The 22007-nt window shown below is 71.8% G+C and carries 20 protein-coding genes and 2 tRNA genes; 14 read left to right on the top strand and 8 right to left on the bottom strand.

The features are described 5' to 3' along the window. The first annotated feature begins 90 nt into the window (after positions 1-90). The gene (locus tag ACFYZ4_RS21075; RefSeq protein ID WP_351295217.1) at positions 91-1182 is read left to right on the top strand and encodes a PDZ domain-containing protein; all 1092 of its coding nucleotides are present in this window, start codon (positions 91-93) and stop codon (positions 1180-1182) included. A 22-nt stretch (positions 1183-1204) separates the two neighbouring features. On the opposite strand, the gene ACFYZ4_RS21070 is transcribed toward ACFYZ4_RS21075, so the two are convergent. Beyond that, a complete protein-coding gene (locus ACFYZ4_RS21070) occupies positions 1205-1774 on the bottom strand; it encodes a PPA1309 family protein (protein ID WP_351295215.1) in 570 nt (189 codons plus the stop codon). A 130-nt stretch (positions 1775-1904) separates the two neighbouring features. Between ACFYZ4_RS21070 and ACFYZ4_RS21065 the strand changes: the two genes are divergently transcribed. The 4 genes from ACFYZ4_RS21065 (at position 1905) to ACFYZ4_RS21050 (ending at position 7113) form a co-directional block, all read left to right on the top strand. Beyond that, positions 1905-4784, top strand: coding sequence for a UPF0182 family protein (locus ACFYZ4_RS21065; protein ID WP_351594272.1), 2880 nt, complete (start codon positions 1905-1907; stop codon positions 4782-4784). A gap of 52 nt (positions 4785-4836) precedes the next feature. Next, positions 4837-4910: transfer RNA gene (locus ACFYZ4_RS21060), tRNA-Met, on the top strand. Positions 4911-5102: 192 nt separating this feature from the next. Then, the gene (locus ACFYZ4_RS21055; RefSeq protein WP_351295212.1) at positions 5103-6959 is read left to right on the top strand and encodes a tetratricopeptide repeat protein; all 1857 of its coding nucleotides are present in this window, start codon (positions 5103-5105) and stop codon (positions 6957-6959) included. A gap of 80 nt (positions 6960-7039) precedes the next feature. Beyond that, positions 7040-7113, top strand: a tRNA-Met gene (locus ACFYZ4_RS21050). 117 nt (positions 7114-7230) lie between these two features. Here the strand turns inward: ACFYZ4_RS21050 and ACFYZ4_RS21045 are convergent. Next, entirely contained in the window at positions 7231-7647 is a 417-nt protein-coding gene (locus tag ACFYZ4_RS21045; protein WP_030709927.1) for a Fur family transcriptional regulator, read from the bottom strand. Positions 7648-7776: 129 nt separating this feature from the next. Here ACFYZ4_RS21045 and ACFYZ4_RS21040 point away from each other — a divergent pair, with 129 nt between their 5' ends. After that, the gene (locus tag ACFYZ4_RS21040; RefSeq protein ID WP_384347192.1) at positions 7777-9246 is read left to right on the top strand and encodes a catalase; all 1470 of its coding nucleotides are present in this window, start codon (positions 7777-7779) and stop codon (positions 9244-9246) included. Positions 9247-9329: 83 nt separating this feature from the next. On the opposite strand, the gene ACFYZ4_RS21035 is transcribed toward ACFYZ4_RS21040, so the two are convergent. Next, on the bottom strand, positions 9330-9725 hold the full coding sequence (locus tag ACFYZ4_RS21035; protein ID WP_351291590.1) for a CBS domain-containing protein: 396 nt from the start codon (positions 9723-9725) through the stop codon (positions 9330-9332). Positions 9726-9894: 169 nt separating this feature from the next. After that, positions 9895-10698 (bottom strand): histidinol-phosphatase, encoded by an 804-nt coding sequence (gene hisN / locus ACFYZ4_RS21030; protein ID WP_390784544.1) that lies wholly within the window; start codon positions 10696-10698, stop codon positions 9895-9897. Positions 10699-10821: 123 nt separating this feature from the next. On the opposite strand from hisN, the gene ACFYZ4_RS21025 reads away from it, so the two are divergent. Then, positions 10822-11373 (top strand): TetR/AcrR family transcriptional regulator, encoded by a 552-nt coding sequence (locus tag ACFYZ4_RS21025; protein ID WP_390784543.1) that lies wholly within the window; start codon positions 10822-10824, stop codon positions 11371-11373. On the opposite strand, the gene ACFYZ4_RS21020 is transcribed toward ACFYZ4_RS21025, so the two are convergent. The 4 genes from ACFYZ4_RS21020 to ACFYZ4_RS21005 all read right to left on the bottom strand — a co-directional run bounded on the left by ACFYZ4_RS21020 (position 11339) and on the right by ACFYZ4_RS21005 (position 14943). Further along, positions 11339-11662: a multidrug efflux SMR transporter gene (locus ACFYZ4_RS21020; protein ID WP_030011402.1), complete on the bottom strand. Its 324-nt coding sequence runs from the start codon at positions 11660-11662 to the stop codon at positions 11339-11341. The two genes, ACFYZ4_RS21025 and ACFYZ4_RS21020, sit on opposite strands and share 35 nt — an antisense overlap. A gap of 101 nt (positions 11663-11763) precedes the next feature. After that, positions 11764-12774, bottom strand: coding sequence for a ribosome small subunit-dependent GTPase A (gene rsgA / locus ACFYZ4_RS21015; protein ID WP_351153885.1), 1011 nt, complete (start codon positions 12772-12774; stop codon positions 11764-11766). Between the two features lie 8 nt (positions 12775-12782). Further along, positions 12783-14165, bottom strand: coding sequence for a 3-phosphoshikimate 1-carboxyvinyltransferase (gene aroA / locus ACFYZ4_RS21010; RefSeq protein WP_351291596.1), 1383 nt, complete (start codon positions 14163-14165; stop codon positions 12783-12785). 64 nt (positions 14166-14229) lie between these two features. Next, positions 14230-14943, bottom strand: a complete 714-nt coding sequence (locus ACFYZ4_RS21005) for a M50 family metallopeptidase (protein WP_351291598.1) — start codon at positions 14941-14943, stop codon at positions 14230-14232. Positions 14944-15022: 79 nt separating this feature from the next. Between ACFYZ4_RS21005 and ACFYZ4_RS21000 the strand changes: the two genes are divergently transcribed. From ACFYZ4_RS21000 to ACFYZ4_RS20970, 7 genes are all read left to right on the top strand, one after another. After that, positions 15023-15841 carry an SOS response-associated peptidase gene (locus tag ACFYZ4_RS21000; RefSeq protein ID WP_390784542.1) on the top strand — a complete coding sequence of 273 codons (819 nt, stop codon included), beginning with the start codon at positions 15023-15025 and terminating at the stop codon, positions 15839-15841. Positions 15842-15867: 26 nt separating this feature from the next. Then, complete coding sequence (locus ACFYZ4_RS20995) at positions 15868-16512, top strand: alpha/beta family hydrolase (RefSeq protein ID WP_351291602.1); 645 nt, start codon at positions 15868-15870, stop codon at positions 16510-16512. Between the two features lie 286 nt (positions 16513-16798). Continuing rightward, positions 16799-17443: a sigma-70 family RNA polymerase sigma factor gene (locus ACFYZ4_RS20990; protein ID WP_030709911.1), complete on the top strand. Its 645-nt coding sequence runs from the start codon at positions 16799-16801 to the stop codon at positions 17441-17443. Continuing rightward, positions 17440-17745 (top strand): mycothiol system anti-sigma-R factor, encoded by a 306-nt coding sequence (gene rsrA, locus ACFYZ4_RS20985; protein ID WP_351291604.1) that lies wholly within the window; start codon positions 17440-17442, stop codon positions 17743-17745. Before ACFYZ4_RS20990 ends, rsrA begins: the two co-directional genes overlap by 4 nt. 194 nt (positions 17746-17939) lie before the next feature. After that, positions 17940-19583, top strand: a complete 1644-nt coding sequence (locus ACFYZ4_RS20980; protein ID WP_390784541.1) for an HD-GYP domain-containing protein — start codon at positions 17940-17942, stop codon at positions 19581-19583. Next, positions 19580-20854 carry an HD-GYP domain-containing protein gene (locus ACFYZ4_RS20975; protein ID WP_390784540.1) on the top strand — a complete coding sequence of 425 codons (1275 nt, stop codon included), beginning with the start codon at positions 19580-19582 and terminating at the stop codon, positions 20852-20854. The genes ACFYZ4_RS20980 and ACFYZ4_RS20975 overlap by 4 nt, the downstream gene beginning before the upstream one ends. A gap of 120 nt (positions 20855-20974) precedes the next feature. Next, positions 20975-21976, top strand: a complete 1002-nt coding sequence (locus ACFYZ4_RS20970; protein WP_351291610.1) for a hypothetical protein — start codon at positions 20975-20977, stop codon at positions 21974-21976. Positions 21977-22007 lie beyond the last annotated feature (31 nt).

The following is a 22007-nucleotide window of genomic DNA, read 5'->3' as shown; positions in this document are numbered from 1 at the left end:
GCTGAGAATCCCCTGAGAGTTTCGCGCGCGGACCCCGTACGGACCGGCCCCGAGGGCTGCCCGCCGGGGCCGTCCCGTACTGTCGGAACCATGCCACGCCGCACTGCGACGATGCTCGCTTCCACCCTCGTGCTGTTCGCGCTGCTCTGCGCAGGGCTGCTCATCAAGGTCCCGTACTCCGAGATGAGCCCCGGCCCGACCGTGAACACGCTCGGCGACTCGCACGGTGCGCCCGTCCTGAACATCGCGGGGCGCAAGACGTACCCGACCAGCGGCCACCTCAACATGACGACCGTCCGCGTCACCGGCGCGGACTACGACATGAGCCTGGTGGAAGCGGTGTACGGGTGGCTGTCCGACGACAACATCGTCGTGCCGCACGAGAACCTCTACCCGGACGGCAAGACGGACGCGGAATCCACCCAGGAGAACGCCGAGGAGTTCAGCCAGTCGCAGCAGAGCGCCAAGGTGGCGGCCCTGAAGCAGCTCGGCATCCCCGTCACCCCCCGCGTGATCGTCGCGTCCGTGGTCAAGGACAGCCCCGCCGAGGGCAAGCTGCACGCCGGTGACGTGATCAAGGCCGTGGACGGCGCCCCCGTGACCGCCCCCGAGGACGTGGCCAAGCTCGTCACCAAGCACAAGCCCGGCGAGCCGGTCGAGTTCACCATCGTGCCCGCCGCGGAGGCGGCCGAGGCGGCGAAGGCGAACCACGAGCCCACCGGTTCCTCGAAGGTGACGATCACCGCGGGCAAGGCGGAGGGCGACGGCCACGCCATCGTCGGCATCCGGGCCGGATCCGACCACACCTTCCCGTTCACGATCGACATCAAGCTCGCGGACGTCGGCGGCCCGAGCGCCGGCCTGATGTTCGCGCTCGGCATCGTGGACAAGCTGACCCCGGAGGACCTGACCGGCGGCAAGTTCGTCGCGGGCACCGGCACCATCGACGACGCGGGCAAGGTCGGTCCGATCGGCGGTATCCAGATGAAGACCATCGGCGCCCGCCAGGCCGGCGCCGAGTACTTCCTGACGCCCGCCGAGAACTGCGCCTCCGCGGCCACGAACGTGCCCGACGGCCTGACCCTGGTGAAGGTCTCCACGATCGGCGACGCCACCAAGGCACTGGAGAAGATCAGCAAGGGGGACACGGCCGGGCTGACGCAGTGCAGCGCCAAGCCCTGACCGGTCCTCCCCCCCTGCGGTCCTACGAGAAGGTCGCGGCCAGGGCCTCCGCCAGCCCGGGCACCAGACCCCCGCCGGTGAGCACCTCGGTCGAGGAGTCCTTCTCGCGCAGCCGTACGGCCGACTCGCGGGAGCCGTCGCGCAGCACGGCCACGGTGAGGCGGACCTCCTGCCGCTCCGGGTGACCGGCGACCCACTTCGACAGCTGCTTGTCGTTGAGCCCCTCCGGTACGGAGGCCTCCGCGGACGGCGGCAGCATCAGCCGCTCCACCGTCAGCGCGCAGCCGACGACGGCGTCGGGCCAGGCGATGGTGCCGAGGAACTTGTCGAGGGGGGTCCCCTTCGGGACCTCGTCCTGCTCGATCGGGGTGAGGGAGGCCTTGCCGGCGTCGTCCTGGTCGAGGCCGAGCTGGCTCGCGAGCCGCGGCTCCTGCTTCTTGAGCCGGGCGGTGTCGACGAGGGCGAACAGCCGGGCCGGCCGGTCCCAGCCGAGGCCGGCCGCGTACTCGTCGATCTCGAGGCAGGCGCGGGTCAGCGGCGAGGCCGCCATGGGGGTGCCGGGGGAAGGCGAAACGTTGGACATGGGCAACATCCTGCCTCCTTTCCACCGGATACCGGGAACTGAGCAAAGCCTCAGTAAGTTGCATGAGTGGGCTCTACGATCGGGGGCCCGTTGATTACCAGACCCAGCGACTTTCGAGGTGCGCACCTTGGCTTTCCAGATGCCGGACCGCGGCGGAGGCCCGTCCGGGCCACGGATGAGAGTCGGCCGCCCCTCCCGGCGAGCCCGCACTCTCCTGATGACCTTGGGCGTGCTGGCCGTCCTGGCCATGCTCTTCATCATGTTCGCGGGCTTCTGGACGGACTGGCTCTGGTTCCGCTCCGTGAAGTACTCCACCGTCTTCACCACCACGCTGTGGACCAAGATCGGGCTCTTCGCCGTCTTCGGTCTGCTGATGGCCGGTGCCGTCGGATTCAACATCTGGCTGGCCCACCGGCTGCGGCCGCCGCTCAGCGCGATGTCGATGGAGCAGCAGAGCCTCGACCGTTACCGGATGAGCATCGCCCCTTACAAGAAGTGGCTGCTGCTGGGCATCGCGGTGCTCGTCGGCCTGATCGCGGGCGCCTCGGCGGCCGGCCAGTGGAAGACCTGGCTCATGTACGTGAACGGCGTGACCTTCGGTACGAAGGACCCGCAGTTCCACATGGATGTCTCCTTCTACACCTTCGACCTGCCCTGGTACCGCTTCCTGCTCGGCTTCGGCTTCGCCGCGGTCGTGCTGTCGGTGATCGCCGCGGCCGTCGTGCACTACCTGTACGGCGGACTGCGCGTGACCAGCCCGGGCGCCCGGGCCACCGCCGCCGCGACCGGGCACCTGTCGGTGCTGCTCGGCCTCTTCGTCACGCTCAAGGCGATCGCGTACTGGCTCGACCGGTACGGCCTCGCCGTGAAGTCCAGCGACTTCAAGGCCGCGGACAACTGGACGGGCCTGCGGTACGTCGACGCCAACGCCTACCTGCCGGCGAAGACGATCCTCGTCGCCATCGCCGCGATCTGCGCCGTGCTGTTCTTCGCGACGCTGTGGCGCCGCACCTGGCAGCTGCCCGTGATCGGCTTCGGCCTGATGGTGCTCTCGGCGATCCTGATCGGCGGGCTGTACCCGGCGATCGTCCAGAAGTTCCAGGTCCAGCCGAACGAGCAGGCCAAGGAATCCCCGTACGTCCAGAAGAACATCAAGGCCACGCGCGACGCCTACGGGATCGCGGGCTCCGAGGTCACGGACTACCCGGGCTCCCCGCAGACGGCGGACCGGAGCAAGCTGCGGCCGCAGGCCGACACCACGGCCAGCATCCGGATCCTGGACCCGAACATCGTCTCGCCGGCCTTCCAGCAGCTCCAGCAGGTCAAGGGCTACTACGCCTTCCCGTCCACGCTCGCCGTGGACCGGTACAGCGGCCAGGACACGGTCATCGGGCTGCGCGAGCTGAACATCGGCGGCATCCCGAAGAACAACTGGATCAACGACCACTTCAAGTACACGCACGGCTACGGCGTGGTCGCGGCCAAGGGCACCACCGTCGGTGACCAGGGGGCCCCGGACTTCACCCAGTCCGACCTGCCCTCCAAGGGGATGTTCGGCACGGACTTCGAGCAGCGCATCTACTACGGCGAGCAGACGAAGCAGTACTCGATCGTCGGCGGGCCGCAGAAGGAGCTCGACTACTCGGACGACAAGGGCGAGAAGGAGACGAGCTACAAGGGCGACTCCGGCGTCAACCTCGACAACCCGGTCAACCGCGCCGCCTACGCGCTCTCCTTCAGCGAGCCGCAGATCCTCTACTCGGGCGCCATCGGCGAGGGCTCGCGGATCCTCTACAACCGCACGCCCAAGCAGCGCGTCGAGGCCGTCGCCCCGTGGCTGACCATCGACGGCGCGCCGTACCCGGCCGTGATCGGCAAGCGGGTCGTGTGGATCGTCGACGCCTACACGACGACCAACGGGTACCCGTACGCCTCGCGCACCACGCTGGGCCAGAGCACCGCCGACTCGCTGACCAACAGCCAGCGCGCGGTGGTGGCCCAGGAGAACCAGGTCAACTACATCCGCAACTCGGTGAAGGCCACCGTCGACGCGTACGACGGCTCGGTCAACCTGTACCAGTGGGACACCGAGGACCCGGTCCTGAAGACCTGGATGAAGGCGTTCCCCGGCACGGTGAAGCCCAAGAGCGACATCGCCAAGCCGCTCATGGACCACCTCCGCTACCCGCAGGACCTCTTCAAGGTCCAGCGCGAGCTGCTGACCCGGTACCACGTCACGGACCCGCAGACCTTCCTCAGCGGCAGTGAGGCCTGGGCGGTCCCGGACGACCCGACGACCAAGGCCGGCACGGCGGTTCCGCCGTACTACCTGTCGATGAAGATGCCGGGCCAGAAGGAGAAGGACCAGGTCTTCTCGCTCACCACGACGTTCACGCCGAACGAGCGGCCCAACCTGAGTGCCTTCATGGCGGTCAACGCCGATCCGGGCACCCCGGACTACGGCAAGATCAGAATCCTGAAGATGCCGACCAGCAAGCCGCCGGACGGCCCCGGTCAGGTGCAGAGCAAGTTCCAGTCCGAGCCGAAGATCGCCGAGTCGATCCGCCTGCTGCGCGGTGGTGACTCGGAGATCGAGTACGGCAACCTGCTCGCGGTGCCGCTCGACGGCGGAATGCTCTACGTGGAGCCGGTGTACGTCCGCAGCTCCGGGCTGAAGTACCCGCTGCTGCGCAAGGTGCTGGTGACCTACGGCGGCCAGACGGCCTTCGAGGACACGCTGGAGAAGGCGCTGAACGTGGTCTTCGGGGCCGAGGCCCCGACCACGCCGGTGCCCCCGGTCCAGCCGCCGGGCGAGGGCACCGTCACGCCCCCGGTCAACCAGGACCCGACGGTCAAGGCGGCCCTCGCCGACGCGCAGAAGGCCGTCGAGGACGCCGAGAAGGCCCGTCAGGCCGGTGACTGGGCGGCCTTCGGCAAGGCCCAGGACGAGATCAAGGCCGCGCTGAAGCGTGCGATCGAGGCGGAGGCGAAGCCGGCGGCGCCCAGTCCGGGCGGCTGATGATCAATCGGTAATGGCTCCGTCCCGTGTCGTGATACTGTGGTTTCACCGACGCGGGGTGGAGCAGCTCGGTAGCTCGCTGGGCTCATAACCCAGAGGTCGCAGGTTCAAATCCTGTCCCCGCTACTGAAGATGAAGGCCCGGATCCATGGGATCCGGGCCTTCGTCATGTCCGGGGCGGACACGCGTTAGCTGGGGCGGGTGAGTTGGGGTGGGAGCGTGTTTGACTTACCTCACTGTGGGCATGTCGACAAAACGCTGTAGTGACCTCACTGACTGCGACATACCAGGTGTACGCGGGTAGCAGGTGATGCGACGATGGGATTTATGGGGGACAGGTCAACTCTGCTGGAGACAGGGCGGTTTGTGAGGGCGGAGACCGAAACGGGCGCAGAGGCCCAGGGGGCGGTTCCGGTAGCCGACGCGCAGACCGCGCTGACCGATGCGGATTTCGCGCAGGAGCTGTTCGCCGAGACCGACGCGGCGAGCGACGCCGAGCTGGAGGCCCGGCACCGGGTGGCCGCCGACAAGGGCGACCCCGGTGCCATGAGCGTGCTCGGTGCGCTGCTGCTGCGCCGTGGTGACCTCGACGGGGCCGAGCCGTACCTGCGGGGGGCCACCGGCGAGGGGGACCGGGCCGCCGCGAACAACCTCGGCGTCCTGCTGCACCAGCGCGGCTACCCCGAAGAGGCCGCCGGCTGGTGGCGGGTCGCCGCCGTGGCCGGATCGGCGCCGGCCGCGCACGCCCTGGGCCGCCACTTCCGCGAGCGCGGGGACGAGCCGGCGGCCGAGTACTGGATGCGGCAGGCGGCGGAATCCGGCCATGCGCTGGGCGCGTACGGGCTGGCCGACCTGCTGGAGCACCGCGGGGACAAGGGTGTCGAGCGGTGGTTCCGCGCTGCCGCCGAACAGGGGCACCGCGAAGCCGCGTACCGGCTGGCGCGGCACCTGCGCAAGGGCGACCCCACCGAGGCCGAGCAGTGGTACCGGCAGGCCGCCGCGCGCGGGCACCGGCGCGCGGCCCTGCACCTGGGCGCGCTGCTGGAGGCGCGCGGGGAGCTCAAGGAGGCCGGGCGCTGGTACCTGACCTCCGCCAAGCAGGGCGAGGCACGCGCGGCGTGCGCGCTCGGCTTCCTGCTGCGCGACGCCGGGGACGAGGAGAGCGCGGCCACCTGGTGGCACCGGGCCGCGCAGGACGGCGACGGCAACGCCGCGAACGCGCTGGGCGCCCTGCACGCCGCGCGCGGGGAGACCCAGACCGCGGAGCGCTGGTACCGGACCGCCATGGACGCGGGCGACCAGAACGGGGCGTACAACCTCGCCCTGCTGTGCGCCGCGCAGGACCGCACCGCGCAGGCCGAGCAGTGGTACCGGCGCGCGGCCTACGCCGGGCACCGCGAGGCGGCCAACGCGCTGGCCATCATGCTGCTGCAGGTCGGGGACGCGGCGGGCGCGGAGCCGTGGTTCTCGAAGGCGGCCGAGGCGGGCAGCGTCGACGCCGCGTTCAACCTCGGCATCCTCTTCGCCAGCCGCGACGAGGACCGTACGGCGCTGAAGTGGTACGAGCGGGCCGCGTCGGCCGGACACACCGACGCGGCGCTCCAGGTCGGCATCGCGCTGGTCCGCGACGGGGAGGAGCGCGCCGCCGAGCGCCACCTGCGGTGCGCGGCGGGCGGCGGCAGCGCGGAGGCCGCCTTCCGGCTGGCCGCGCTGCTGGAGTCGCTGGCCCCGCCGCCGGAGCCGGTCGCCCTGGGCGAGCCGGTGGGCGGCGCCCCGAAGACGGAGAGCGAGGAGTGGTACGAGCGGGCCGCCGAGCTGGGGCACCGCCGCGCCCAGGTGCGGGTCGGCATGCTGGCCGCCGCCCGCGGCGACCTGGCCGTCGCCGCGCGCTGGTACCGGGAGGCGGCCGAGGCCGGCTCCCGCAACGGGGCGTTCAACCTGGGGCTGCTGCTCGCCCGCGAGGGGAGCGAGCCGGAGGCCGCGCTGTGGTGGACGCGGGCCGCGGTGGCGGGCCACGGCCGTGCGGCGCTGCGGCTGGGGCTGCTGGCGGCCCGGCACGGGGACCTCGCGGAGGGGCAGAAGTGGTGCGTTCGCGCCATGGAGCTGGGGCCGGCCGAGGTCTCGGAGCGGGCGGCGCGGCTGCGCGACGCGCTCGCGGAGGAGCTGTCCGCCTGAGCGTGGACGGACGCCGGCGAGGCTGGAAGTTAAGCGATTTGCATCTGTTGGAAGGCTTCACGTACAGTCGTGTTTACCGACGCGGGGTGGAGCAGCTCGGTAGCTCGCTGGGCTCATAACCCAGAGGTCGCAGGTTCAAATCCTGTCCCCGCTACTGAAGGCCCAGGGCCCGGATCCAATGGATCCGGGCCCTGAGTCGTTTCCGGGAGTGAAGCCGGAAGGCAGAAGGGCCCGGACCTCCGTGGGGTCCGGGCCCTTCTCGTGTCCCGGGTCAGGCGGCGGCGCAGTTCGGGCAGACGCCGCGGTAGGTCACCTCGACCGCGGACACGACGAAGCCGAAGCGTTCCGTGTCCGGCAGGTCGGCCAGCGGGTTGCCCGCCGGGTGGACGTCGCGGATCGCGCCGCACTGGGCGCAGACCAGGTGCTGGTGGGGCTTGTGGGCGTTCGGGTCGTACCGCTTGGCGCGCCGGTCCGTGGAAACCTCCAGGACCTCGCCGAGGGTGACGAGCTCGCCCAGGGTGTTGTAGACGGTCGCCCGGGAGATCTCGGGCAATTTGGCCACAGCGCGCGCGTGCACCTCGTCGGCCGTCAGGTGCACGTGGTCACCGTCGAGCACCTCGGCCACGACACGCCGCTGCGCCGTCATGCGCCAGCCGCGTCCGCGGAGTCGTTCCAGCAGGTCACTCATGGACATCAGCCTAACAGCGAGGGATTCGGTGTAACTCCCGAACCAGTGCGGACTTGGATGCTTACTTGACTTAGACAAAGTCCATCGTAGGATCGGGTACGGCAGACGCCAAGGACAGGACACGCAGGAATGACGCAGGAGGCGCACGTGACGCAGGGACCGCTCACCACGGAGGCCGGGGCTCCGGTCGCCGACAACCAGAACAGCGAGACCGCCGGCGTCGGAGGTCCCGTCCTGGTCCAGGACCAGCTGCTGCTGGAGAAGCTCGCGCACTTCAACCGCGAGCGCATCCCGGAGCGCGTGGTGCACGCCCGCGGCGCCGGTGCCTACGGCACCTTCACGCTGACCCGCGACGTCTCCCAGTGGACCCGTGCCAAGTTCCTCTCCGAGGTCGGCAAGGAGACCGAGACCTTCCTGCGCTTCTCCACCGTCGCGGGCAACCTCGGCAGCGCCGACGCGGTGCGCGACCCCCGCGGCTGGGCGCTGAAGTTCTACACCGAAGAGGGCAACTACGACCTCGTCGGCAACAACACCCCGGTGTTCTTCATCAAGGACGCCATCAAGTTCCCCGACTTCATCCACACCCAGAAGCGCGACCCGTACACGGGCTCGCAGGAGGCGGACAACGTCTGGGACTTCTGGGGTCTGTCGCCCGAGTCGACCCACCAGGTGACCTGGCTGTTCGGCGACCGCGGCATCCCCGCGTCCTACCGCCACATGAACGGCTACGGCTCGCACACGTTCCAGTGGAACAACGAGGCCGGCGAGGTCTTCTGGGTCAAGTACCACTTCAAGACCGACCAGGGCATCAAGAACCTCACCCAGGCCGAGGCCAACCTGCTCGCCGGTGAGGACCCCGACTCGCACCAGCGCGACCTGCGCGAGTCCATCGAGCGCGGCGAGTTCCCGTCCTGGACCGTGCAGGTCCAGATCATGCCGGCGGCCGAGGCGGCCGAGTACCGCTTCAACCCGTTCGACCTCACCAAGGTGTGGCCGCACGAGGACTACCCGCCGATCGAGATCGGCAAGCTGGAGCTCAACCGCAACCCGGAGAACGTCTTCGCCGAGGTCGAGCAGTCGATCTTCTCCCCGGCGCACTTCGTCCCCGGCATCGGTCCCTCCCCGGACAAGATGCTCCAGGGCCGGCTCTTCGGCTACGGCGACGCCCACCGCTACCGCGTCGGCATCAACGCCGACCACCTGCCGGTGAACCGTCCGCACGCCACCGAGGCGCGCACCAACTCCCGCGACGGCCACCTGTACGACGGCCGCCACAAGGGTGCGAAGAACTACGAGCCCAACAGCTTCGGCGGCCCGCACCAGACCGACCGCCCGCTGTGGCAGCCCATCGACGTGACGGGCGGCACCGGCAACCACGCCGCCGCCGTGCACGGCGAGGACACCGACTTCGTCCAGGCCGGCAACCTCTACCGCCTGTACTCGGAGGACGAGAAGGCCCGTCTGATCGAGAACCTGTCCGGCTTCATCGCCAAGGTCTCGCGCGACGACATCGTCGAGCGCGCGATCGACAACTTCCGCCAGGCGGACGGCGACTTCGGCAAGCGGCTGGAGGCCGCGGTCCAGGCCCTCCGCGCCTGATCCCGGATCGCTTGTCGTAGCAGGACGCCGGGCCGCAGCCCTCCTCGGAGGGCTGCGGCCCGGCGTCGTTCGTGGAGAGGGGCCTACGCCGGTACCGCGCGCCGCCGCGCCGGTGCCCAGCAGCGGATGACGTCCCGTACGGACACGATGCCCACCGGACCGCCGTTCTCCAGCACGATCAGATGCCGGAAGCCGCCGTGGGCCATGGCCTCGGCGGCTTCCTGCACGGTGGCCTCGGGGGTGCAGAACACCACGTTGTTCGTGGTGTGCGCACCCACGGACTCCCGGTCGGGATCGTGGCCCGCGCCGATCGAGTTGAGGATGTCGCGCTCGGTCAGGATGCCGATTCCGCTGTGGTCGGGGTCGAGGACGACGGCCGCGCCGACGCGCCGGCCGGACATCAGACAGGCCGCCTGCCGGAGGGTGTGCGCGGGTCCGAGGGTGAGGATCACGGTGCTCATTGCGTCACGGACGAGCATGAAGAGAGCCACCTCCTGGGGTGAGCCCCCCGCTTGGGTGGGTGTGCCGGTGAAGCCGCCTTTAGAGAACGGCTTCACAAGCGCACAAGCGTGGGGAGTATCAGATTCCCACGGACCCGGAGGGCCGACAAGAAGGCGCGCAACGGAGCACGGGCAGCGCGCGCCTGCCTCAGGCGCGCGGGCGCAGCAGGCCGAGCATCTCCTCGTGCAGCAGCCCGTTCGAGGCGGCGGCGTTCCCGCCGTGCACGCCGTCCACCCCGTCGAGGCTGGTGAAGCGGCCGCCCGCCTCCTGGACCACGACCGCGATGGCCGCCATGTCCCAGAGGTTCAACTCGGGCTCGGCGCACAGGTCCAGCGAGCCCTCCGCGACCATCATGTACGGCCAGAAGTCGCCGTAGCCGCGGGTACGCCAGCACGCGCGGGTCAGGTCCAGGAACCCGGCGAGCCGGCCCTGCTCCTCCCACCCGCTCAGCGAGGAGTACGCGAACGAGGCGTCACTCAGCCCGCTCACCTTCGACACGCCGATCGGGCTGGTCTCGCCGAGCGCGCCGCCCGCGTACGCCCCCTGTCCCTCGGCCGCCCACCAGCGGCGGCCCAGCGCCGGTGCGGACACCACACCGACCACCGGCCGGAAGACGCCGTCGGCGCCCTCGGCCATCAGGGAGATCAGCGTCGCCCAGACGGGCACCCCGCGCACGTAGTTCTTCGTGCCGTCGATCGGGTCCACGACCCAGCGGCGCGGGCCGCTGCCCTGCAGGCCGTACTCCTCGCCCAGGATCGCGTCGCCGGGCCGCGCGGCCGCGATGCCCGCCCGGATGATCTCCTCGGCGGCCTGGTCGGCCTCGCTCACCGGGGTCATGTCCGGCTTCGTCTCGACCTTCAGATCGAGGGCGCGGAACCGCTCCATCGTGGCGGCGTCCGCCGCGTCGGCGAGTTCGAGGGCAAGGCGCAGGTCATCGTCATACTCGGGCATGCCCGAACAGTATCGAGACTCCCGGACCCGGGCGAACGGCGTCCACGGTGCGGCCCCGACGCACCCTTGACAGGATCTGTCGACCCGTCAAGTCTGGCCGGAGAGCCGATCGGGGAGGCGAGGATGCCGGCAGCCCGGGAGTCCTTACTGGAGGCGGCGGGAGCGGCCCTCTCGGCGCGCCCCTGGCCGGCCGTGCGGATGGTCGACGTGGCCGCCGCCGCCGGGGTGTCCCGGCAGACCCTCTACAACGAGTTCGGCGGCAAGGCGGGACTGGGCAGCGCCCTGGTCCGGCGCGAGGCCGACCGCTACCTCGACGGCGTGGACCGGGCCCTGTCCGCCCCGGCCCAGGCCGCCGAACGGCTCGCCGCCGTCGCCGAGTGGACCGTACGGGCGGCCCGCGCCCATCCCCTCGTACGGGCCCTGCTCACCGGGAGCTGGGACGCGGGCCTGCCGGCTGCGGGGCGCCGGACGCCCGGGCCCGGGGAGCTGGCGCGGGCCGTCCGCGACCGGGCGGCCGCCGCGCTCACGCCGGGGGAGGAGCCGCAGCGGTGCGAGCTCGCCGTGCGCCTCGCCCTCTCCTACGTGGTCGCCCCGGGGGAGGAGCCGGGGGCGGCCGAGCTGCTCGGGCTGCTCCGGCAGCTCAGTGCGCCGACCCGGACAGCTGGAGCCCGATGACCCCCAGGATGACCAGCGAGATCGAGACGAGCTTGAGGGTGGAGACCAGGTCGCCGAGGAAGACCATGCCGTAGATCGCGGTCCCGGCCGCGCCGATGCCCGTCCACACCGCGTACGCCGGTCCCACGTCCAGTTTCTTGAGGGCCAGCGTCAGCAGACCGAAGCTGCCGAGCGCGAAGCACGCGAAGGCGACGGTCGGCCACAGCCGGGTGAATCCGTGGGAGAGCTTGAGGCAGACCGCGAACCCGGTCTCCAGGAGTCCCGCGACCACGACCAGCAGCCACGCCATGTCGAATGCCTCCCCGCGTCACATGACATCACGTCACTTGGTGGGATTATGCATTTATCCAGACAAGGCCCTCGACAAACACGGCACGCCCCGCCGAACACTCAGTCGCCCTCGCGCCGCTCCCGCGTCTCCAGCAGCCGCCTCAGCGAATACAGCCGCGCCGGGTCCGCGTGGCCGTCCTCCACCCACTTGTCGAGCGCGCAGTCCGGCTCGTCGTGGCTGCACGCGCGCGGACACCCCTCCGTCCCCGGCACCAGTTCGGGGAAGGCCAGGATCACCCGGGACGGGTCCACGTGGTGCAGGCCGAAGGAGCGCACGCCCGGGGTGTCGATGACCCAGCCGTCGCCGCCCGGCAGGGGCAGCGCGAGTGCCGAGGTGGTGGTGTGCCGGCCGCGGCCGGTCACCGCGTTGACCACTCCGGTGGCGCGCTGGCGGCCCTCGGCGACCAGCGAGTTCACCAGCGTGGTCTTCCCGACGCCCGAGTGGCCGACGAAGGCGGTGATCCGGCCGTTGAGGTGCTCGCGCACCCGGTCCGCCGCGTCGCCCGCCGCCAGCTCCTCGCGGTTGGTCACCACGTACTTCAGCCCGAAGGTCGAGTAGATCTCCAGGATCTTGTCCGCGGAGGTCAGATCGGACTTGGTGAGCACCAGCAGCGGCTCCAGCCCGGCGTCGTACGCCGCGACCAGGCAGCGGTCGATCATCCGGGGCCGCGGCTCCGGGTCGGCCAGGGCTGTGACGATGGCCAGCTGGTCGGCATTGGCGACGACCACCCGCTCGTACGGGTCGTCGTCGTCGGCGGTGCGCCGCAGGACGGACTTGCGCTCCTCGATCCGCACGATGCGGGCCAGGGTGTCCTTCTTGCCGGACAGGTCACCGACGATCCAGACCCGGTCCCCGACCACCGCGGCCTTGCGGCCCAGCTCGCGGGCCTTCATCGCGTGCACGGAGCGGCCCTCGACCAGGCAGGTCAGCCGACCGCGGTCGACGGTCAGGACGAAGCCCTCGGCCGCGTCCTCGTGCTTGGGCCGGATGCTCGTCCGCGGCCGGTTGCCCTTGGGGTTCGGGCGCTGGCGGATGTCGTCCTCGTCGGTGTGCTTGCCGTACCTGCGCATGACGGGCCCTACGCTCCCGCACCCGCTCCGGGCGTCCCGGAACCACCGGCGTCCCCGGCGAGCATGTCCGTCCACATCTTCGGGAAGTCCGGCAGGGTCTTCGCGGTCGTCGCCACGTTCTCGATCTGTACGCCCTCCACCGCCAGGCCGATCACCGCGCCCGCGGTGGCCATCCGGTGGTCGTCGTACGTGTGGAACACGCCGCCGTGCATCCGGCGCGGCCGGATGCGCAGGCCGTCCGCGGTCTCGGTGACGTCGCCGCCGAGCGCGTTGATCTCCTTGGTCAGCGCCGCCAGCCGGTCCGTCTCGTGCAGCCGCAGGTGCGCGACCCCGCGCAGCACGGACTCGGAGTCGGCCAGGGCCGCCACCGCCGCGATGCCCGGGGTGAGCTCGCCGACCTCGCTCAGGTCCACGTCGATGCCGTGGATCTTGCCCGTGCCGGTGAAGACCAGGCCCGCGTCGGTCAGCTCGCAGGAGCCGCCCATCTCCGTGAAGATCCGGCGCAGCGCGTCACCGGGCTGGGTGGTGCGGCGCGGCCAGTCCGGGACGGTGACCGTGCCGCCGGTGATCAGGGCCGCGGCCAGGAAGGGCTGGGCGTTGGACAGGTCCGGCTCCACGACCATGTCGCGGCCGAGCAGCGCGCCGGGGGAGACCCGCCACACGTTCTTCTCGCCGCCGGCCTCGGGGGTGTCGACCTGGGCGCCCGCCGCGCGCAGCATCTCCACGGTCATCCGGATGTGCGGCATCGACGGCAGGGTGGTGCCCACGTGCCGGACCTCGACGCCCTGGTTGAAGCGCGGGGCGGAGAGCAGCAGCGCGGAGACGAACTGGGAGGAGTTGCTGGCGTCGATCTCGACCGTGCCGCCCTCCAGGGCCCCGCCGCCCTGCACGGTCATGGGCAGCGCGCCCCGGCCGTCGTCGTCGATGCGGGCGCCGAGCGTGCGCAGGGCGCTGATGACCTGGCCGAGCGGGCGCTCGTAGGAGCGCGGGTCGCCGTCGAAGCGGATGTCCCCGTCGGCGAGGGTGGCGACGGGCGGCAGGAAGCGCATGACGGTGCCGGCGTTGCCGACGTCCACGGTCGTCGGGCCGTGCAGGGCCGCCGGGATGATCCGCCAGGCCTCGCCGCCCACTGCGCCGTTGGTGGCACTCGCGGAGCTGGAGGAGACCGTCTCCTCGATGCCGACGCCCAGCGCGCGCAGCGCGTCGGACATCAGCTGGGAGTCGCGCGAGCGCAGCGGCCGGCGCACCCAGCCGGGTTCGGCGGCGAGCGCGGCGAGCACGAGGGCGCGGTTGGTGACCGATTTGGACCCCGGCACCGTGACGGTGGCGTGGACGGTCCCATCGGCGAGCGGAGCGGGCCAGAGGGCAGGGAGCGCGGGGGTCTCGGTCATGGCCCCCACTTTAGTGGCTTCCTCCGGCCCCAGATCTTGATCGCCGTCCGGTCTCAGGGGGTGGTCACAGGGCGAGCAGCCAGCGCCCGCCGCCGATCAGCGAGCACAGCGCGACGATGTGGAAGAACAGCAGCCACACCACCGGATGCAGGTGGGTGAGCCGGCCCAGCTGATCGGCATCGGAATCCGGGGCTCCGCCGTTCCTGCGCTTGGCCCCCAGCTCGAAGACCGGCCGCACCCCGCCGAGCAGCAGGAACCACACCACCAGGTAGGCGAAGCCGGCCTGCACCTCGGCCGGGGTCAGCCAGGACACCAGCAGGAAGGCCCCGCCGGTCAGCACCACGGTCAGCGCCCCGTACGCGTTCCGGATCATCACCAGCATCGCCACCAGCAGGGCGGTGGCCGCCCACAGCAGCAGCGTGATCCGGTGCGCGGACAGCAGCGCCGCCCCGCCGAGCCCGAGCAGCGAGGGCGCCGTGTACCCGCCGGCTGCGGTCAGGATCATCCCGAGCCCGGTCGGCTTGCCCCGGCTGACGGTGACCCCGCTGGTGTCGGAGTGCAGACGTATCCCGCTCAGGCGCCGCCCGGTCAGCAGCGCCAGCAGACCGTGCCCGCCCTCGTGCGCGATGGTGATCGCGTTGCGCGACAGCCGCCAGAGCGGACGGGGCCCCACCGCGGCCAGCGCGACCAGCCCCGTCGCGATCACCAGCCACCGGTCGGGCGCGGCCTGTATGCCCGTGAGCCGGTCCCACAGACCGGCCGTCGTGCTGCTGTCCATAAGGTGGCGGACTCCTTGCGGTGGTGTTCCGGGGGAACCACCCAGCGGTAGCTGGGGGCGGCATGGCAGTGTGACAGGCATGTGCGGACGGTATGCGGCGAGTCGTAGGCCCGAGGACCTCGTGGAGGCCTTCGGCATCGAGAAGTGGGAGCCCGAGGAGGCCCTGGCCCCCGATTTCAACGTGGCGCCGACGAAGGAGGTCCACGTGGTCCTCGACCGTCCCCTCAAAGACGCTTCGCACCCGCGTCCGGTTCGCCAGCTGCGCACCCTGAAGTGGGGCCTGGTCCCCTCCTGGGCGCAGAACCCCGACGGGGCCGCCCGGATGATCAACGCCCGGTCCGAGACCCTGCACGAGAAGCCGTCCTTCCGTCGCCCCTTCGCGCAGCGCCGCTGCATCGTCCCCGCCGACGGCTACTACGAGTGGGTCACCGCCCACGACGAGCGGCAGCTGGAGGTGGAGGGGAAGAAGAAACGGGCCCGCAAGCAGCCCTACTTCGTGCTCCCCTCCGACGGCTCCGTCTTCGCCATGGCCGGGATATACGAGTTCTGGCGCGACCGGACCCTGCCCGACGAGCACCCGCTCGCCTGGTGGGTCACCTGCTCGGTGATCACCACCGAGGCCGAGACCACCCCCCTGGGCGTGCCCCCGGCCGAGGGGCCGCGCTCGCTCTCCGAGATCCACCCGCGGATGCCGCTGATGCTGACCCCGGACCGCTGGGACGCCTGGCTGGACCCGGCGAACACCGACACCGAGGGCTCCCTGCGGGAGCTGCTGGCGCCGCCGCCGGGCGGCCTGATGCGGGCCTACCCGGTGTCCACGGCCGTCAGCAACGTCCGCAACAACGGGCCGGAGCTGCTCGAAGAGCTCGCCGCCCCCGAGGAGGCAACCCTGTTCTAGGCCCGGCCCCGGGCAGGATGGGGTGCATGACCACGCGTACCGAGAGCGTCGACACCCCGGCGGGCGAGGCCCGCATCACCTGGCACACCGCCCGCGCGGCGCAGCTCGTGCTCGCCGTGAGCCACGGCGCCGGCGGCGGCATCGAGGCCCGCGACCTCCAGGCCCTGGCCGCCGCCCTGCCCGCCCGCGGGATCACGGTCGCGCTGGTCGAACAGCCCTGGCGGGTCGCCGGGAAGAAGGTCGCCGCCGCGCCCAAGGTGCTGGACGAGGGATGGCGCGCGCTGTGGCCCGCGCTCGCGAAGCCCGGACTGCCGGTGGTCGCGGGCGGGCGCAGCGCCGGGGCCCGGGTGGCCTGCCGGACCGCCGTCGAGCTGGGCGCCGCCGGGGTGCTGGCGCTGGCGTTCCCGCTGCACCCGCCGGGCCGGCCGGAGAAGTCCCGCGCCGCGGAGCTCACCGGGGCCGGCCGGCCCACGCTCGTGGTCCAGGGCGGCCGGGACCCCTTCGGGCGCCCCGAGGAGTTCCCTGCGGGAGAGCACGAGCTGGTGGAGATCCCGTACGGCGATCACGGTTTCGCCGTGCCGAAGAAGGCGGACCTCACCCAGGACGAGGCCCTCGGGAAGATCACCGACGCGGTCGGGCGATGGCTCCTGGCGCTCCCGGCCGGGAAGTAGCGGGAGCGGGGCGGAAGCGGAAGGCCCGAAAACCCTTCCGGTACGCGGGAATGCGCCGCCCGGCCCTTCTGTTGTCTCGGATGTCGGTACGTACGGGAACTTGTCGGAGGAGAGGGAGCGCATGACCCAGGTCATCAGTCAGAACCGTCGGCAGGCCGCTGACCTGGACTGGACGGTTCTTCCTGCCCCCAAGCGCAGCACGCTTCGGGCGGCGGAGGACCGGGATGGTCGACTATTCTCCGATTCGAGCGGGTCCGCTTTCGGAGCCGCCACGCAGTCGGAGGAGGTGGGTCCTGTCGCTGGGACCGACGAAGGCCACGCGGAGGAGACGACCCCGGAGCGCAACGCGCGCTTCGAGCGGGACGCCCTCGGCTACCTCGACCAGATGTACTCGGCCGCGCTGCGCATGACGCGCAACCCGGCCGACGCTGAGGACCTGGTCCAGGAGACGTACGCGAAGGCATACGCGTCCTTCCACCAGTTCCGCGAGGGCACCAACCTGAAGGCGTGGCTGTACCGCATCCTGACCAACACGTTCATCAACTCCTACCGCAAGAAGCAGCGCGAGCCCCAGCGCAGCGCCGCGGAGGAGATCGAGGACTGGCAGCTGGCGCGCGCCGAGTCGCACATGTCGACCGGACTGCGCTCCGCCGAGTCGCAGGCGCTCGACCACCTGCCCGATTCGGACGTGAAGGAAGCCCTGCAGGCCATTCCGGAAGAGTTCCGCATCGCGGTCTACCTTGCCGACGTAGAGGGCTTTGCGTACAAGGAGATCGCGGACATCATGGGTACACCCATCGGTACGGTCATGTCGCGACTGCACCGTGGCCGCCGTCAACTCCGCGGAATGCTGGAGGACTATGCCCGTGAGCGCGGGCTGGTTCCCGCGGGCGCGGGAGAGTCGAACGACCGGAAAGGCTCGGGCTCATGAGTTGCGGAGAGCCGCACGAGACAGAGTGCTCTGAGGTCCTGGACCACCTGTACGAGTTCCTTGATCAGGAAATGCCCGACAGCGACTGCACGAAGTTCGAGACCCACTTCGGCGAGTGCAATCCCTGTCTGGAGAAGTACGGCCTGGAGCAGGCCGTGAAGAAGCTGGTGAAGCGCTGCTGCGGGTCGGACGACGTGCCGACCGACCTGCGGTCGAAGGTCATGGGCCGGATCGAGCTGATCCGCTCCGGGCAGGCGGTGCCCGATCACGATGTCACCGCCGACAATCCGACTCCCGGCTGACCGGATCGGCAGTGCATTGAACATCCGCCCCCGGAAGGGCACTTCGTTCACCCGAATGTGCTAATCCGGGGGCGTCCGCATGGCGCAATACGAAAATGTGGCCCACGTCGCTCCGGGCCCCACTTATTCTCCCCATTCGGTACCGGTCCGCACCGGTACCCGGCCGCCCGAACGGCACAGGGGAGGAGAGCGCCATGCGGGTACTTCCGCCGGCGGCGCGCGGATACATCCTGTGCGCCGTCCTCGCCGCCGCGGCGTGCGTCACCCCGGCCCTCACGGATTCCGGTACGCCCTGGGCGGCCGTCGCCCTCCTCGCCGTGCTCTACCTCGGCTGCGAACTCGTCAAGGTCTGCCCGCTGCTGGGCAGCCGGGTGCCCGAGGGCATCGGTTCCTTCTTCCCCGTGGTGCTCGCCGCGGTCTTCCTGCTGCCGCCCGCCGCCGCCGCGCTCGTGGCACTGCCCGGCGGCTGCGCGGGAACCGTGGCCGAGCGGCCCGCCCGGGTGCGCCGGGTGTGGCACGGCGCCCAGCAGGCCATGGCCGCGTGGGCCGCCGGCCGGGCGTACGGGCTGCTGCGCGGTCCGGACTCCCTCGGCGGAGGGCCCTCCGCCGGATCCGGGCCTCCCGGGTGGGTGGCCGACTTCCCCTACGCGATGCTCCCCGCGGCCGCCGCGGCCGTCGTCTTCTGCCTGGTGCTCACCGCCCTCGACGGCGGCATCCTGGCCACCGCCGAACGCCGGCCCGCCGCCACCGCCTGGCGCGGACTGCTCACCCTCTCCCTCGTCCCGCACTGCGTCCACGGCCTCGCCGGACTGATGATGGCCGTCATGTGGCGCAGCCCGTACGGGCTCCCGGCCGCACTCCTCGTCCTGCTGCCGATGTACATCTCCTGCTGGGTCTTCGCCCAGTACCACCGCGAGCGCTCCGCCCACCGGGCCACCATCCGCGCCCTCGTCCAGGCCGTCGACATCAAGGACCGCTACACCCGCGGGCACAGCGAGCGGGTCGGCCAGGCCTCCGCGATGATCGCCCGCGAGCTGGGCATGGCCGACGACCGGATGGAAGTCGTGCGGATCGCCGGGATCCTCCACGACGTCGGCAAACTGGGCGTCCCCACCCGGCTGCTGCGCAAGGACGGGCCGCTCACCCCGGCGGAACGCCGGATCATCGAGCTGCACCCCGAGTACGGGCACGAGATGGTGCGCGGCATCGGTTTCCTCGGCGAGGCCCGGTCCGCGATCCTGCACCACCACGAGCGGGTCGACGGCTCCGGCTACCCGTACGGGCTGACCGGCGAGCAGATCCCGGTACTGGCCCGCGTGGTGGCGGTGGCCGACGCCTTCGACGCGATGACCTCGACCCGCTCCTACAGCCGGGCCCGGCCGGTGCCGGTGGCCCTGGCCGAGCTGGACCGGTGCGCGGGCGCCCAGTTCGACCCGGCGATGGTGCGGGCCCTGACGGGCGCCATCGGCCGGCACGGCTGGCATCCGGTGGTCACCTCCGACGAGGACCTCCAGGTGATCAGCGGAAACGCTCCCGCCGGGGTGGCGGGTACCGGGGTGCCCGGGATCTGGCCGTCCGTACCGCCCGGCCAGATCCCGGAACCGGCCGCGCCGGCTCCGCCTGCCGATCGGGTCCGGGCGGCTCCCGGCGCGGCCGACAGGAACGGCGGCGCCCTGCCCGAGCGTGCCCGCACGACCCGATCGGCCGCGCGGACGGCCCTGCGCGCCCTGCCCGCCCAGGACGCGCCGCCCGCCGGGGCCGACCGCCCGGGGAGCGACGCTCCGGCCACCGGCGGACGGCCCGGCCGCGGCGCGGACGGCGCCGGGGCGGGCGGATGAGGACCGCGGCCGTGTGGACGGTGCGGGGGGCCGCGGCCGTGCTCACCCTCGTCGCCCTCGGGCACACCCTGTGGAACGGTGTCGTCGAGCCCGGTACCGCACTGGCCTTCGGCGCGCTGATCGCCGTCGGCGAGCTCGCCCGCCGGGACCGGCGGCAGGACGACTCCGTCGACCGGCTGCCCGCACCGCTGGCCTCCGCCGGCGCCCTCGCCTACGCGCTGCTCGGCGAGAACGCCGGCCAGCCCACCCGGCACGGGGCGCTCCAGATCGTCGCCGTCGTCGTCGCGGCGGCCCTCGCCGGGATCGTCCCGCACATCGCCCGGGGCCGCGGCCCCGCCCTCGACCACCTCTCCCGCCGGGTGCTCACCGTCGCCTTCGCCGCCGTGTGTTTCCAGCCGCTCTACAACTCCGGCCGGCTGGAGGAACGGGTGGGCCAGGGCCCGTGGCTCGTCCTCTTCCTGCTCTGCCTGCTCGGCCTCACCGCCCTGTGCGACGCCGTGCTCGCCGCAGCACTGGCCGGAGCCGCCACCGGCTGGCCGTACGGTCCGCTGCTGCGCGACGAGCTGCGCGCCCAGCTCGGCATCGGCGCGGCGATCTGCGCCACCGGGGTCGTGATGGCGCTCGGCGCGGCCGTGGCGGGCCTGTGGGCGATACCCGTCTTCAGCGTGCCCCTGCTGCTGACCCAGCTGTCCTTCCACCGGATCACCGCGATCCGCACCACCTACCGCCAGACCATCACCTCCCTGGCCCGCGCCACCGAGATCGCCGGCTACACCCGGCCCGGCCACGCCCGCCGGGTCGCCGCCCTGAGCTGCGCCGTGGGCCGGGAGCTGGGCCTGTCGGAGCGGGAGATCACGGTGCTGGAGTACGCCGCCCTGATGCACGACATCGGCCAGCTGTCCCTCGTCGACCCGGTCCCGGACGGGGCCACCGCCGAACTGCCGGCCGCCGAGGCCCGCCGGATCGCTGGGCTGGGCGGGGAGGTGGCCCGGCAGACCGGGGTGCCCGCGGAGGTCGCCGTGGTGGTGGAGCGGCAGGCGGACCCGTACCGGGAGCAGCCCGTCCTGGCCCGCATCGTGCGCACGGTGAACGCGTACGAGGACCTCACCGGCGCCGCCGGCGGGAGCCGTCACCCGGGCGGCTCACTGGCCGCCCTGGAACAGCTCCGGCTGGGCACCGGGCACGATTACCAGCCGGAGGTCGTGGAGTGCCTGGCGAGGGTTCTGGCCAGGGGTGGACGTGACAGAGTTGTTCCCGTCCGACCTGGGTAACCCATGGGTAATGAGCGGCCGTCCGAGTGGGCATGGTTGGATGCCAGTAAGAGTGTCCGCAAGGCTGCACCGTTGTCCCCCGGCTACCGCCGGGAGGGTGCCCCCAGGCAGGCGGGAATCGTGAGGATCTTCGGGAAGGTACGGCATCGGCCCTCCGCCTCGTGGCGGCAGGCCACCGACCGCGCGTTCACGCTGATCGGCGACGGGCGGTACGAGGACGCGGGCGCGCTCCTGACCAGAGCGGCGGACCTGGAGCCCTGGCTGTCCGAGTCCTGGTTCAATCTGGCCCTGCTGCACAAGTTCCGGCACGACTGGGAGCAGGCGCGGTCCGCGGGACTGCGCGCCGTGGCCCTGCTGGACCGCGAGACGGGCGCCCCGGACTGGTGGAACGTGGGCATCGCCGCGACCGCGCTCCAGGACTGGCCACTGGCCCGGCGGGCCTGGCAGGCGTACGGGCTGAAGGTGCCCGGCGACGCGCACGGCGCGGGCGGCAAGGGCAGCGGCGAACCGGTCGGCATGGAGCTCGGCAGCGCGGCCGTACGGCTCTCGCCCGAGGGCGAGGCCGAGGTGGTCTGGGGCCGCCGGCTGGACCCGGCCCGGCTGGAGGTCCTGTCGATCCCGCTGCCCTCCTCGGGGCGGCGCTGGGGCGAGGTCGTCCTCCACGACGGGGTCCCGCACGGCGAGCGGATCACCGCGGCCGGCCCCTCGTACCCGGTCTTCGACGAGATCGAGCTGTGGGCGCCGTCGCCGGTGCCGACCTGGGTGGTGCTGCTGGAGGCGGCCACCGAGGCGGACCGTGACGCGCTGGAGCAGCTGGCGTCGGACGCGGGCTTCGCCGCCGAGGACTGGTCCTCGTCGGTGCGGCTGCTGTGCCGGACCTGCTCGGAGAGCGAGATGCCCAGCGACGAGGGCGACGGCGAGCACCTGGATCCGCACGACCACAGCGAGCCGGGGCATCCCGGACCGCTGGGGCACCGCACGGCCGGCTCCGGCTCCCTGTGGGTGCCCGAGCGGGAATGCGGGATCGCGGCGCCGGCCGGTCTGGTGCGCGGACTGCTCGACGGCTGGGTCGCGGACAGCCCGGGCACCCGTGAGTGGCGGGATCTCGAAGAAGTCTGCTGAGCAGGGCCGTAGGCTGTACGGGCACATCGGT

It is taken from the genome of Streptomyces sp. NPDC001513, from assembly GCF_042894695.1.
Taxonomy (GTDB): domain Bacteria; phylum Actinomycetota; class Actinomycetes; order Streptomycetales; family Streptomycetaceae; genus Streptomyces.
This window is presented reverse-complemented; position numbering and strand designations above follow the sequence as displayed.

Excerpts from the sequence above, each read along its gene's own strand:
- aroA (WP_351291596.1), bottom strand. The coding sequence starts at position 14,165 with ATGACCGAGACCCCCGCGCTCCCTGCCCTCTGGCCCGCTCCGCTCGCC.
- ACFYZ4_RS20980 (WP_390784541.1), top strand. The coding sequence starts at position 17,940 with ATGCGGGTACTTCCGCCGGCGGCGCGCGGATACATCCTGTGCGCCGTC.
- ACFYZ4_RS21075 (WP_351295217.1), top strand. The coding sequence starts at position 91 with ATGCCACGCCGCACTGCGACGATGCTCGCTTCCACCCTCGTGCTGTTC.
- ACFYZ4_RS21020 (WP_030011402.1), bottom strand. The coding sequence starts at position 11,662 with ATGGCGTGGCTGCTGGTCGTGGTCGCGGGACTCCTGGAGACCGGGTTC.
- ACFYZ4_RS21005 (WP_351291598.1), bottom strand. The coding sequence starts at position 14,943 with ATGGACAGCAGCACGACGGCCGGTCTGTGGGACCGGCTCACGGGCATA.
- rsrA (WP_351291604.1), top strand. The coding sequence starts at position 17,440 with ATGAGTTGCGGAGAGCCGCACGAGACAGAGTGCTCTGAGGTCCTGGAC.
- ACFYZ4_RS21045 (WP_030709927.1), bottom strand. The coding sequence starts at position 7,647 with ATGAGTGACCTGCTGGAACGACTCCGCGGACGCGGCTGGCGCATGACG.
- ACFYZ4_RS20975 (WP_390784540.1), top strand. The coding sequence starts at position 19,580 with ATGAGGACCGCGGCCGTGTGGACGGTGCGGGGGGCCGCGGCCGTGCTC.
- ACFYZ4_RS21065 (WP_351594272.1), top strand. The coding sequence starts at position 1,905 with ATGCCGGACCGCGGCGGAGGCCCGTCCGGGCCACGGATGAGAGTCGGC.
- ACFYZ4_RS21000 (WP_390784542.1), top strand. The coding sequence starts at position 15,023 with ATGTGCGGACGGTATGCGGCGAGTCGTAGGCCCGAGGACCTCGTGGAG.
- ACFYZ4_RS21070 (WP_351295215.1), bottom strand. The coding sequence starts at position 1,774 with ATGTTGCCCATGTCCAACGTTTCGCCTTCCCCCGGCACCCCCATGGCG.
- ACFYZ4_RS20995 (WP_351291602.1), top strand. The coding sequence starts at position 15,868 with ATGACCACGCGTACCGAGAGCGTCGACACCCCGGCGGGCGAGGCCCGC.
- ACFYZ4_RS21025 (WP_390784543.1), top strand. The coding sequence starts at position 10,822 with ATGCCGGCAGCCCGGGAGTCCTTACTGGAGGCGGCGGGAGCGGCCCTC.
- hisN (WP_390784544.1), bottom strand. The coding sequence starts at position 10,698 with ATGCCCGAGTATGACGATGACCTGCGCCTTGCCCTCGAACTCGCCGAC.
- ACFYZ4_RS21055 (WP_351295212.1), top strand. The coding sequence starts at position 5,103 with ATGGGATTTATGGGGGACAGGTCAACTCTGCTGGAGACAGGGCGGTTT.
- ACFYZ4_RS21040 (WP_384347192.1), top strand. The coding sequence starts at position 7,777 with ATGACGCAGGAGGCGCACGTGACGCAGGGACCGCTCACCACGGAGGCC.
- rsgA (WP_351153885.1), bottom strand. The coding sequence starts at position 12,774 with ATGCGCAGGTACGGCAAGCACACCGACGAGGACGACATCCGCCAGCGC.
- ACFYZ4_RS21035 (WP_351291590.1), bottom strand. The coding sequence starts at position 9,725 with ATGCTCGTCCGTGACGCAATGAGCACCGTGATCCTCACCCTCGGACCC.